The 11,754-nt window shown below is 57.8% G+C and carries 11 protein-coding genes; 8 read left to right on the forward strand and 3 right to left on the reverse strand.

Annotated elements, in window-relative coordinates; genetic code table 11:
• The first annotated feature begins 84 nt into the window (after positions 1 to 84).
• The 3 genes from repC (at position 85) to J2Y63_RS33335 (ending at position 3,159) form a co-directional block, all read left to right on the forward strand.
• Complete coding sequence (repC, locus tag J2Y63_RS33325) at positions 85 to 1,296, forward strand: plasmid replication protein RepC (RefSeq protein ID WP_435269523.1); 1,212 nt, start codon at positions 85 to 87, stop codon at positions 1,294 to 1,296.
• Between the two features lie 268 nt (positions 1,297 to 1,564).
• Positions 1,565 to 2,752, forward strand: coding sequence for a hypothetical protein (locus J2Y63_RS33330; RefSeq protein ID WP_435269524.1), 1,188 nt, complete (start codon positions 1,565 to 1,567; stop codon positions 2,750 to 2,752).
• A 140-nt stretch (positions 2,753 to 2,892) separates the two neighbouring features.
• A complete protein-coding gene (locus tag J2Y63_RS33335; RefSeq protein WP_435269525.1) occupies positions 2,893 to 3,159 on the forward strand; it encodes a hypothetical protein in 267 nt (88 codons plus the stop codon).
• A 371-nt stretch (positions 3,160 to 3,530) separates the two neighbouring features.
• Here J2Y63_RS33335 and J2Y63_RS33340 read toward each other — a convergent pair whose 3' ends face one another.
• Entirely contained in the window at positions 3,531 to 4,679 is a 1,149-nt protein-coding gene (locus J2Y63_RS33340; RefSeq protein WP_435269526.1) for a site-specific integrase, read from the reverse strand.
• 77 nt (positions 4,680 to 4,756) lie between these two features.
• Here J2Y63_RS33340 and J2Y63_RS33345 point away from each other — a divergent pair, with 77 nt between their 5' ends.
• The 3 genes from J2Y63_RS33345 to J2Y63_RS33355 all read left to right on the forward strand — a co-directional run bounded on the left by J2Y63_RS33345 (position 4,757) and on the right by J2Y63_RS33355 (position 6,809).
• Positions 4,757 to 5,035, forward strand: a complete 279-nt coding sequence (locus J2Y63_RS33345) for a type II toxin-antitoxin system Phd/YefM family antitoxin (protein WP_221127449.1) — start codon at positions 4,757 to 4,759, stop codon at positions 5,033 to 5,035.
• A complete protein-coding gene (locus J2Y63_RS33350; RefSeq protein ID WP_435269527.1) occupies positions 5,022 to 5,453 on the forward strand; it encodes a plasmid maintenance toxin (PemK-like) in 432 nt (143 codons plus the stop codon). The genes J2Y63_RS33345 and J2Y63_RS33350 overlap by 14 nt, the downstream gene beginning before the upstream one ends.
• Before the next feature lie 210 nt (positions 5,454 to 5,663).
• Positions 5,664 to 6,809, forward strand: a complete 1,146-nt coding sequence (locus J2Y63_RS33355) for an RHE_PE00001 family protein (protein ID WP_435269528.1) — start codon at positions 5,664 to 5,666, stop codon at positions 6,807 to 6,809.
• Between the two features lie 300 nt (positions 6,810 to 7,109).
• Here the strand turns inward: J2Y63_RS33355 and J2Y63_RS33360 are convergent, their stop codons facing one another.
• Positions 7,110 to 7,970: a hypothetical protein gene (locus J2Y63_RS33360; protein WP_435269529.1), complete on the reverse strand. Its 861-nt coding sequence runs from the start codon at positions 7,968 to 7,970 to the stop codon at positions 7,110 to 7,112.
• Positions 7,971 to 8,350: 380 nt separating this feature from the next.
• Between J2Y63_RS33360 and J2Y63_RS33365 the strand changes: the two genes are divergently transcribed.
• Both J2Y63_RS33365 and J2Y63_RS33370 read left to right on the forward strand, forming a co-directional pair.
• Positions 8,351 to 9,067: a hypothetical protein gene (locus tag J2Y63_RS33365; RefSeq protein WP_435269530.1), complete on the forward strand. Its 717-nt coding sequence runs from the start codon at positions 8,351 to 8,353 to the stop codon at positions 9,065 to 9,067.
• Between the two features lie 31 nt (positions 9,068 to 9,098).
• A complete protein-coding gene (locus J2Y63_RS33370) occupies positions 9,099 to 10,298 on the forward strand; it encodes an ImmA/IrrE family metallo-endopeptidase (protein ID WP_435269531.1) in 1,200 nt (399 codons plus the stop codon).
• 135 nt (positions 10,299 to 10,433) lie between these two features.
• Here J2Y63_RS33370 and J2Y63_RS33375 read toward each other — a convergent pair whose 3' ends face one another.
• Positions 10,434 to 11,657, reverse strand: coding sequence for a hypothetical protein (locus J2Y63_RS33375; RefSeq protein ID WP_435269532.1), 1,224 nt, complete (start codon positions 11,655 to 11,657; stop codon positions 10,434 to 10,436).
• Between the last annotated feature and the right edge of the window lie 97 nt (positions 11,658 to 11,754).

Consider the following 11,754-nt stretch of genomic DNA (forward strand, 5'->3'; position numbering starts at 1 on the left):
CGCATTTCCATGAATCCCAGTCAAGAGTCTTTGGCACCGTTTTGGTGAGTGGATTTCTTTTGCCGATCGAAAGGTGAAAGAGAGATGCAGAGTGGAAGTATAACGACGCCCTTCGGGCGGCGGCAGGTTACGCTTGCCTTGGTCAAGGCCCAATTCAAGGTCTCCGACATCCGGGAGGGAAAGTCCGCGGATAAGTGGAAAGTGTATCGTGACGTCTGCGACGCTCGTGCGCTGCTCGGGCTGCGCGATCGGGCGCTTGCCGTACTCAACGCGCTCCTGTCGTTTTATCCTGAAACGGAGCTCAGCAACGATGAAAACCTTGTGGTCTTCCCGTCCAATGCACAGCTGATCGCTCGCGCAAACGGTATCGCCGGCACGACCCTGAGAGAGAACCTGGCAGTGTTGGTAGACGCCGGCCTGATCAATCGCAATGATAGTCCTAATGGCAAGCGCTATGTGAGGCGCGGCAAGGACGGCGCTGTCGAAACCGCTTACGGGTTCAGTCTTGCTCCCTTGCTCGCAAGGTCAGAGGAATTCGCTCTCATGGCGCAGCAGGTTGCCGAAGACGCTCGGCGCCTGAAGGTCGTCAAAGAACGCATGACAATCGCTCGCAGGGACGTCCGCAAGCTCATCACGGCTGCCGTTGAAGATGGCGCAGCCGGCGATTGGGAGATGATGGAGGCAGCCTATGTCGCGGCCGTGGGCAAGTTGAGGGCAGCCAAATCGAAGGCGGATTTCGAAGCGATTCTGGACGAGTTGACGCTTTTGCGCGAAGGTGTGCTCAACGTACTGGAATGCCAGGTTTTTTCAGGGGAATCCGATACCAATGGTAACGGTATCCGTCAGCACATACAGAATTCAAATACCGACTCTATAACTGAACCTGAACCTAGCTCCAGAAATGAGCAGGGCGAGAGGCCGGTGCAAAATCTTGGCCGCCATGCTGAGCAGCTGAAGACGTTTCCCATTGGTTTGGTGATGCGAGCGTGCCCCGAAATTGCAGCCTATGCACCGGGCGGTGAGGTGCGGGGCTGGCGGGACCTCATGTCCGCCGCGGTCGTCGTCCGGTCGACGCTAGGAGTAAGCGCTTCTGCCTATCAGGATGCTTGCGAGGCCATGGGCGCCGAGAATGCGGCCGTTGCGGTGGCCGCGATACTGGAGCGGGCAGGGCACATTAATTCAGCCGGGGGATATCTTCGCGATCTGACGTCCAGAACACGGCGCGGGGAATTTTCGCTCGGCCCGATGCTAATGGCGCTTCTCAAGGTCAATTCAGCAGGGGCGATGCGGGCATGAAGAGGCGAAGCAGCTAGTCAAGTGTGCCTGAACGATGGCAGTGAGGATTGTTGTCAGCTGACTACACGTTAAGCCATTGAAAGTACTGCACCTCGCTCTGTTCTGTTGGAGCCGAACTACTAAGGGATGTTGGACGCATCTACGGCATGAGAAATCAGGGATCCGGACCTCGAGCACAGCGAATCTTCCCACAGAAATGGCCGATTTTGCGGGCAGCCTTGACGCATCTCGGTAAAGGTTCATCCGGAACCAACTCACGGAGCTGCACATGACGCAAATTTCAACAGAAGTCGCTGGCCTGGAGCCAATCGGCCCATCGCAGCGGATGATAGGCCTTCTCCTCGCCCAGCCTGGTGAAGACGGCGCCCCGCTGTTCACACATGAATCGCTGGCCTCAAGACTGCTCGAGGAGGAGGGCGCAGATCAGGTTGGCACGAAAGCCCTCGGCGAACTTCTTCGTCGGACCCAACGTGGTGAGATGGAGCGTTCGCGTCCTCTTCCGTATCTTTACAAGATTTTCGCTGAGGAGATGACGGACGAGGTGATCTCCCCGTGGTATGGCGCCGCATCGGATTCTCTGGAGCGTAGTTTCCTGCTTCAGGACATGGCTGGCGTCGACCATCTTGCCGGCATTATCCGCACTCTTTCCAAGAGTGGGCGCCACGTCGCCGACGATGCCTATCACTGGATGCTCCAAGGCCGCGTGAAACAGCTCCTCGGTCAGGAGCTCGGCACGGCTGGCCAGTTCTTCGCGCGAGCGCAAATAGGCTTCAACAAAGCCATTTCGAAGGTGGGCGCTACACCCTATCTGCGCTACATGCGGCTCTTGGCGATGGAGGCGCGCCTCAACGTAGAATACAAGCTGACGAAGAACAGCGGCGCCACATATGTGGCGCTGGTCAACGAGCTGCTTGATCTCAGCCTGCAAACAGACATTCGCTGGGCGCTGGAATCGATCGCACCAGCTTCCCGGCGTGCATATTTTCTCGCTGAAGCCTTGGCGCCTGTCTCCACAAAGGCCGCTGCTGGGGCATTGAGACAAGCTATTCTGGTGGATCCCCGTCTGGCACATTTCGATCTGCGTCCCTTTCCCGACGAAGAGCCGATCAATGTCTCCCGCTATCTGGGCCGAGTGGCCGAATACCTGGAGACGAGCGATGCGCCCATGCTCCAGGCGTCACGCGAACTCGTTCCGCGTGGCCATGTCACGGCGGCCAACCGTGTGAAGTACAGCAACGATATTCGTAAAATCTACCAGCACACTGCGGCGAGCGCAGACGACGATCAAAAGGAGGCCTCTATGTTGAAGTCCGGTTCAAAACTCTTCGCCATCATCGTCACCGGCCTGTTGGTCATTGGCCAGGCTCTACCCGTTGCCAAACAGGCGAATGCGGAGGAGCACGTCCTTCTCGCGCGCAGCGGCCCGCCGGTTACGTTTGACTCGTCGCGTGTCTGATCCGCAAGATCCACGTTCCTCTGCGGGGGGCGGAGCTGGCGCGCCTGTACAAACGAACACAGCAGACAACGGCCAGCGTCGCTGGTCGAGCTGCTGGGTTCGATGAAAAGGAAAGATCATGAACCAGAACGTCACCTCGCTTGCACTCGGCGCCGTCCCCAGCGCCGAAGCCCGGCTGGGAAGAGCTCGGCGAAGCCGACAAGGAAAAGGCCAAACTTCTCGCCGTTGGCGCGGTTCTTGGTAACCCGGAGGCGATCGAGGAATTCCGTAAAGCCTTCCTCATCTGGTTTCCGGTCCTGCTCCCGCCGTTCCCGCCGATCATTTGGCAGATCCAGGCGGCTCCGATCACCACGTCGTCGGTTGCAATCGGCCTGATCGTGATCGGCATCGGCATTATGCTTCTGTAAGACGCACTTCTCTTGCGGCGTAGGAGGTGAGGCCCGGCGATCAGCCGGGCCTCTTTTGTGCGAAGTTTTGGCGTGGCCGGCGACGCGCGCATTCGGGCAGCAAATGTGGCGAATGAGTAGCCCCGAGCGCTATTCGGGATGCCTGTTCCAGGATGCCTCTGTAGCAGTGTGGCTCGCAATCGCCGGGGGTGTCTTCCGGCGCGCTGCACGTCAGCGGTGCCGCCTGGCTCCGGATCGGCGCGGTTGTGAAGCCTCAAACTGCAGGGTGAGGGGGTTCGGCAGAACCCTACTCCCTGTGCTGTGAGGTGCCGCAAGGCCTCCGACGCACTTGTTTTTCCCCCGTAAGGTCAAAATTGCTGGCTCCACTACAATCATAGAAGCCGTGCCGCTCTACCGCTACGTCGCGTCGCGCTATTATAGTAGCTCGATGCCTGCTGAACCGACCGATGGCGTGACTGCTCCATGGCTTCCGGCAGGGGGACGCCGCGATTGGCGGCTTCGGTGAGATATCCAGACCGCAATCCATGTGCCGAAAACTCCCCAGGCTCCAGCCCTGCCAGCGCCGCCCGCTGCTTGACAATCTGGTTGACTGCACTCGGCTCCAGTGCCCGCTTCGAAACGTTGCCCCAGCGATCGATCTTCCGAAAAATGCTCCCGCTCTCAACTCTGGCAGCGGTCATCCAGGCATTCAGCGCATCCACCGGCCGGCCGCTCAGATAAACGACCTCATCGTGCTCGGTCCCTGACGTTTTGGTGCGACCCAGATGGATGGCGAGAGAGGGGAGGGCAGGACCACCCTCGACGGCGATTGGCGGCTCGACCGAGAGCTGCTCCCTTCGCAAACCGGCAATCTCACTGCGGCGGCGACCGCCTGAGGCAAAAGCCACCATCAGAATTGCCCGGTCTCTCACGTCACGAAGGTTGCCGCCTGCACAGGTGGCCAGCATCTGTGCCAGCACATCTCCTGTGACCGCCTTGGCGCTCTTGCGTTTTCGTGGCCGCGGCGTCGCCCGCACGGCAAGGCGTATCGCGGATTTCAGCGAAGGGGTGGAGAAGACACCAGTCAGCCCGCGCCATTTTGTCAGCGTCGACCAACTGGCAAGCCTCCGGCGCACCGTATCGGGCGCATGAGGCCCGGAGGATCGAAGGAAGCGTTGCGCCCGCAGGCGCTGCTCGACATTCGCTGGCATGCCGTGGTGAGGATCGATGTCGCGCTGTTCCGGTTGCCAGAGATGGTGGGCGACGAATTTCAGCAGAAGCGCCTCCGGAGCTGGCCAGGGAAGCGGAAAACCGGTCGCGGCGAACGACCAGGCTTCAAGATAAGCAAGGTCGGAAGTCAACGCCCGCAGCGTGTTCTCGCCCATACCTTCGTTGACCAGATGCCGCAGTGTCTCGATGTCCTGGTCGGTCAGCAGTTCGGCGAGCTTGTCACGCCGATCGATCGGCAGGATCGCGGCGATCGTGTCCAGTTCTTCGGCGCGTCGAAGGGCGGCTTTGTCAGAAAGCGGATTACTGGTCATGGATATTCCGAGTCTTTGGTCGTGGGACTTGAATAAAGCCCGGAAATCCCGTACTTTACGGAAAACAGGAGGCGGTGATGACATCGACCGTGACGGCAGCTGCCGTATCCAAGAACTTTGGCGCCTATCAGGACGCCGCCGTGCGTGAGCCAGTGATCATTACCAAGAATGGCCGGCCGCGGACGGTCTTGATCGCCTACGAAGACTATCTGCGCCTGGCCCGCCGCGACCGACGCGTCGAGGTCACAGCGATGCTCGGCGACGACGATCTGGCAGTGGTCGAGGCGTCGGACATGGAGCCGGGTTTCGATCATCTTGATAGCGAACTGGTGACGGGCAAGAATGCTGCCAGCTGAACCAAAAGTCGGCTGGATCTTTCGCTATTCCTACCTCTGGCATTGGCAGCATCTGGAAGGCCGTGAAGAAGGCGATAAGGATCGCCCGGTTCTTGTGCTGGCGCTGGTTGCGGCCCTTGAGGATGGAACGCCCATTGTGCGCGTGCTGCCGGTAACGCACACGCCACCGTCTGATCCTGCTGATGCCGTCGAAATCCCCGCAGCCACCAAACGGCGTCTCGGCCTTGACGACGACAGGTCCCGGATCGTGCTGACGGAAAGCAATCGCTTTGTCTGGCCCGGGCCCGATGTTCGGCCGATCGACAGCGATAACGGCTATCACGGGCCTTTGCCGCCGGCGCTGTTCGATCAGGTGAAGCGCCGTTTTGTCGAGCTGGCGAAAAGCCGGCGTCACCAGGCGACTGCGCGCAGCGAATAGTCCGTCTGCCATTTCCCTTGTTTTCGAACACCATGGAGCGCGCTTTCCTGGCTCGGGGACTGTGATTTGTCCCGATTCTTTCTGATTTGCGATTCGAAATCAATCACCCACGATAAGCGATACTTATCGATGGTTATAACGCCGCCCGGCAATCATACCATGTGAGGAACCTTAACCTTCATATAGCGTTCGTTTAGCAAATCACTTACCATGATTTCAATGTCTTACGATCTCGCGAAAATCAGCATGACAGCCTTAATGGAACCTGCATTCCGCGCCGGTATCGCGTTGGCGCGCCTCGACGAGCGGATCGCCCGTTCGCCGGTCGGGCAAGGCTGGATCGAACGATCCCATTTCGCCGACGCCTGTGCGTCGCTGTGGATCGATGGCGACCTCGTGCATCTCGAAGACCTCGTCCTCCATGACGCCTTTCGCGATACCCGCACACCCACCCACGAACTCACCATTGCCCGCGACGTGCTGCGCACCCGCCGGCGCGTTTCTGGCCAGTCTGCCGACTGGGCGCTGTCCGCAGAGGGTATCTGGACATTGCGACGAACGTCGGACGCCAATCCGATTGGCGTCGAGGTGACGGAGCCGGCCAGCGTCGTTCTGCGTGCAGACCCGATCGATCCAGAAGGGGAGGGGGACGATGGTGATGACGCGCGAAACCTTCCGGGTATCGACTATGCCGCGATCGATGCGGTTCTGGCTCGATCGGACGCGGTGATCGAACAAGCAAGAAAGCCCGGACGGGCTTCGGCCGATGCCCGGGAACGAGACCCTATCGTCTATGATCTCGACTGGGACGAGGATGCCCGGCTCGACGAATGGCGCAGCGTGCTGCGCCAGGCCGAACACCTGCCGGCGGTGCTGCAGGCCATCGTTGCCCTCGATGCCTGGAACGAGCTGGCCGTGCTGCAGCACGCCCCTTGGCTCGGTCGGCTGTTGGCGGCATCGATTATGCGCCAGGCCGGCATCACGTCAGGCACCCATCTCGCGACCATCAATCTCGGCCTGAAAACCATTCCGGTCGATCGGCGCCGGCATCGCGACCGGGAAACCCGGCTGCTCGCCATCGCCCACGGTCTTTTGGCGGCCGCCGAGATCGGCATGAAGGAGCATGACCGGCTGGCCTTGGCGCGCACGATGTTCGAGCGAAAGCTGGGCGGACGCCGGACGTCTTCAAAGCTGCCTGAGCTGGTCGAGCTGGTGATGGCAAAACCGCTCGTGTCGGCCGGGATGGTGGCGAAGACGCTCGAGGTCACGCCGCAGGCGGCGCGGCGGATTGTTTTGGAGCTGGGCTTGCGCGAGATGACGGGGAGGGGGAGGTTTCGAGCATGGGGTGTTGTCTGAGAGTGGAACAAGCGCGACGCCTCCGGCCGCCGATACGATGCCCGAAGGGATGTCTAAGACCGACCTCTGCCGGATATGATGGGCGGGGCATAACCTGTGTGTACGGTGAGGGCTGGAGTATTTTGGAGTGTTTGCGCCTGCGGCGCGTTCATCTCTTTCCCCGTACAAATCTAATAAGCTTCGGTCTTTTGGCTCGCTTTCATTCGAAGGCAGTGTAGAAACGCTCGAAGACTGTCGGTTCGGAAAGGATTATACTTTCCGGATTTCCGAGGTGGGTGTACCGAATGACATCGGACGCAGCTAGGATATCATCAAAGAGCGTCTGCCAGCGCGCCTGATCGAATCCACCGGCCTCTTGGCACCGTGAGGCCAGCCTGACCAGCCAGTCCTTGCGGTGTGGGTTGAGGTCCATGTTGGCGGATAATTGCAATTCCTCTGAAATGCAGCGCGGTCAGCGACGGCTTCCTGCAGCTTCAGGACAGCTTCTGTCGATTCGGTGATCCCGCTTACATAGCTTTCATGGCTAGAAGCATTGAGATGTCCTTGCGGATCGGAAGGGGCGTCCTCCCCCACGCTCCGAAGCGTTAGCTCGTTCGCTACCGTCACATTATGCCCGTGATATAAAATGCTCGAAGGCCGGGATTTAAGCGGCGTCCAGTTATCCAGGGCCGCCAGACTTTCATCGATATCGAGGCGACGGTGTAGAGATTTGGCTTGCCGGAGTGCCACCTTGCAAAACTGGCGAATACGCTCGACGGTGATTTCGCCTGGCAAAAGCGCGCCGACACCTTCAACCATACTGATATGCAGCGGTTTGAGCGTCAGGGTATTTCTCCATTTGGAGACTGCGCGCGCGACAGCCTCGTCCCCCGTGAACACCACCATGAACGGCGCGGCAGGCATGGGCTTGCGTTTCCGGATCAGGGTTTCGACATCGACAGGACTCCAGATCCAATGCGCCATACCGGCCCGCCGGCGTGCCAACTGGTTATCGGGCGGCATCGTGAGCTGGACGATATCCCTCGGCAAAAAGGCCGGATGCGCCAACAAATGGGCGAGGGGGATTAGTCCCGGTGCAAATCCTTGGAAAGGGGTGACCTCATACGGCTTCCAGGCTTTCAGGGCATAGATATAGAAGATCTCGGGATGCGGCATAACCATGGGCGGATCGTGACATTGCGGGGTGGAAGAACATCATTGTTGGAAACCAGGCGCTTGAAAGTTGGGACCAGGATAGGCTTTTCGCCCGTCGGGCATATGCGACCTGCCTGACCGGATTCCCCGTCGGCCGCACATTCTCAACGTATGGTTTTAGAATGCAAGAGGCAGAGTAGGGCATCTAGCTAAAGTTCATAGGTTCGCTGCGAGCAGATACCGACACTTTGCGCGACACGAAGTCGACCCTCTCGCAAGACTTTGAAGGTCAGGCTTGAGATTGAGATAGGAGGACATGCTTACCGAGCCGAAGATAGACACCTTGCTCTTTACGCAATTTTTCCGTATATGATTCCTGTATTTTGCAATTCGACGCGGAGCGCACGGTGGAGCATTATATCAAAAGACGGTTCCCGCCGGCCTTGTTCAAGAATCTCTTCCTCGATCTGGAAGACCGGTTGAGCGCTTCCGCACTCAAGGCCTTTACGATGGTACGCGACCACGCAGGCCTCGACCCCAAGCCAAGCCGAGAACTGGAGGGGCATGCCCGCTTTCGCATGATGGAGAAGGCGTTTCGGGAAACCTGTGAACTTCACGGTGGCAAGCTGCTCGAAAACGGCATCATCCCACTAACCGATTTGAAGATCTTCCAGCCTTTCATGCGGTTTGAGGTAAACGGGCAGGGAATCATCTTCGGTCTTGCAGCCATGCCGGAGCCGAAAGCGCTGCCCGTCAAAAACGTGTCACGCAAGGCTGGCGTAACGCTCAATTACTACCTATCCCCGCGCCTCGACCTTGACGGAACAGGGCCCAAAATCGGCGACATTTTTGTGCTGTTCCTTGTCGCTCGTGACCGTGAGCGTGGCGGAAAGATCAGCGAATTCGCCATCGGTGTGATCGATGCGGCGTACGAGCAATATCTTTTCTACGAGCCGCTCGACAAATACCTTGAAGGTTATGCCGATGAGCCGGTAATCGCTCCGGTGCTGTCGTCTGGTACTGGTGCGAAGAAACCGATCATCAGCTTGAAGAAAGCGATCAAACCGTTTGTACCACCAGAGCAGCCTGATGGCGACAATGACAACGACAGAGATACGAAGTGACCCGTGCTGATAAAGCCGGGGAAGGAAATGCATGCGTGTAGGAACCCCGGGGTTCGTCCCTGAAAGATTGATCGAGGCAAGAGCAGCACGAAGAATTCTAAGCAAGAAGGCATTGGCCACCCTGATCAGCGTCAACCCCAGCACCGTCACCCGCTGGGAGGACGGGACCAGCGCCCCTGATGCCGATGCCTTAGCCGAGTTGGCAGCTCACCTTCACGTTCGCAGAGAGTTTTTTCTTAGACCGGTCGCCAACAGCGACCGGCCTCTCTTTTACCGCACCTTGGCATCGACCTTGGTGAAAGATCTGAACTACCAGGAATCCCAGATGCACTGGCTGCAGGAAATCAGCAGTATCGTGGAGCATTATGTGGATTTCCCGGAGGTCGATATTCCGGACGTATTGCAGGGTGCGTCCTATAAGCAGCTCCGCGACGAGGACATCGAGCAGATCGCCTCTGACCTGCGCACCCATTGGAGCGTTGGTGATGGACCCTGCATTGATATGATGCCGCTGCTCGAGCGCGTCGGATGCATTGTCGGTTCCATTGAGATGGGGACTTCAAAGCTGGATGGCCTCTGCAGCTGGGCTCAAGGAGGCAATCGGCCGCATATTTTGCTGTCCACGGACAAGATGTCGTTCCCGCGCCGGCAGATGGATGCCGCGCACGAACTCGGTCATGCGATCCTGCATCGCCATGTTACCGAAGAAGAGCTGAAGAAGGATCTCAAGGAGATCGAGCGCCAGGCGTTTCGGTTTGCCAGCGCGTTCCTGATGCCGGCAACGACATACTCCTATGAGGTCAAGAGCGCGTCGCTTGCGTCTCTGTTGTCCCTGAAGGAGCGCTGGCGGGTTTCGGTAAAGGCGCAGATCCGGCGCCTACAAGATTTGGATATCATCCCCACAGACCATGCGACATCGCTTTATAAGCTGTATTCGGCCAAGGGATGGAGCCGGGAAGAGCCCTTGGATAAGGACTGGCCCATCTCGGAGCCGACAGTTCTCGCCAACGCCCTGCAGCTGATCGTGGATTCGGCCGTTCGCAGCAAATCCGACTTGTTGAGTGTAGAATTCACCATGAAAGCCGGCGACATTGAAAACCTCACGGCATTGCCCCCAGGTTGGTTTTCAAAAAATGCTGAAGTCATAGGACTCAAGCTGCGTGAAAGCACTGAGGTTAGTGAAGCTTTCTCCTCAGCTAGGATCTTGGCATTCCGGCCAAAAGGGCAATAGGGACGCGCCTGAGCGACATTTAAAAGGACCAACTTCGGAAACGGTAGATCGTCCTGAGAATTATCAGCGCACACCTTAATTTAGTGGGCATTCGCAGCTTGTTCAATTACCAATCTGAACTCGGGTGGTCACCGATCAATATGGCTGATCGGGTTGACCTTGCTCTAGCGATTCTTTGGGGACTTGGCCGACTGCGTATGGCCGGACGACCGAAAGGATATCAGACAGCCTATTTTGCGGAAATGCCGCTATTCGCTTGAGGTCGTTCGCAGCGAGTGCCAAGCGTTTTGTCGCCAAGGCAACGAGGAACTCGAGGCATGCTTCGCCTTGATCGTCTTTATGATGCTCCATCATTTTAACGATTAAATGGCTGATTTTCGAACTGTGCACAGATGTCGCCGCTCCGGCGAAGTTCAATTCGTGCGGAAATGCTGCGCGCAAAAGCGAGGCTTGAATAACGCCGTCGTTAAAACGCGTGAAGTTTTCGCTTGAAAGTACGTTTACATGGAATGGTGATTGCGCGAGAGGCGCAGACAGCTGGCGGCCCTTCGACCCTTTTCGGCAGTTTTCCAGGATGCTGGCCATAGTGGCAAAAACGTCGCCCTGAGTAATCTCATCGTCATATAGTCCATCCCAAAACGCGAAACTCGGCCTAAGTTTCAGGGGTCTGTCCGAACCGGAGCGCAAGAAGAGATCATCGCCTACAATATCGCTACGAAGAACTGCCAACCGATCCTTAATCTGTTTGATTACTTTCCTTTTAGAACTTGAGAACTGTTGATCGATGACCACCATTTCCCAGAAATCAAGCTCCTTCATCCATGCCACATACTGATTTGGGTGCGGAAGCATCATGTCATCGACGACCCTGAGGATATGCTTAGGCCAGTCGTTATTGTGCTCCAGATTTCGGAGTAGTACCTGTCCGTGATCCGCGATGCTATGCTTTCTGAGGCCGGTGACGAACGTCCTTGGTAGGTTTCTAAAATCCTCCCGCAGATCCCGGCTGGCGTCTTGCAAGGATTGACCAGATCCAATGCTAGCAGCCACAACCACCACGCCTCGGCGTTCAGGGCTGGGTTTCCCATGTTCTGGATGGGCGACAGGTGTTGGAGGTTGAAGACCGAGAGCGGCAACTTCCTCTACCACTATTTGGGCGAACCTTTCGCTATCGTCTCCTTTTGCTGCCAGGATGTGTGTTGTTGACGCGGGAAGGTCACGATGAATTAACGTCCTTATCGCTTCTCGGCTATCACCGTCTGCGAGCAGTGTTTCGTTGAGGCCGACATGAATGGCGTGAGCCTCGCGGCTTTCGGTGAGACGTAAACGGAAGGCTTTATGCCCTCGATATTTGGTCATGACCAGGCGAGGCATTCCAGTTCGATTGGAGTGAAGATTATGCCGTGATCGGCGGCGAGCGCACCAAGCTTCAGGTCGCACACATCAAGCTATCGCA

The sequence above is a fragment of the Shinella sp. BE166 genome (assembly GCF_051201095.1).
GTDB classification, from domain to species: Bacteria; Pseudomonadota; Alphaproteobacteria; order Rhizobiales; family Rhizobiaceae; genus Shinella; species Shinella lacus.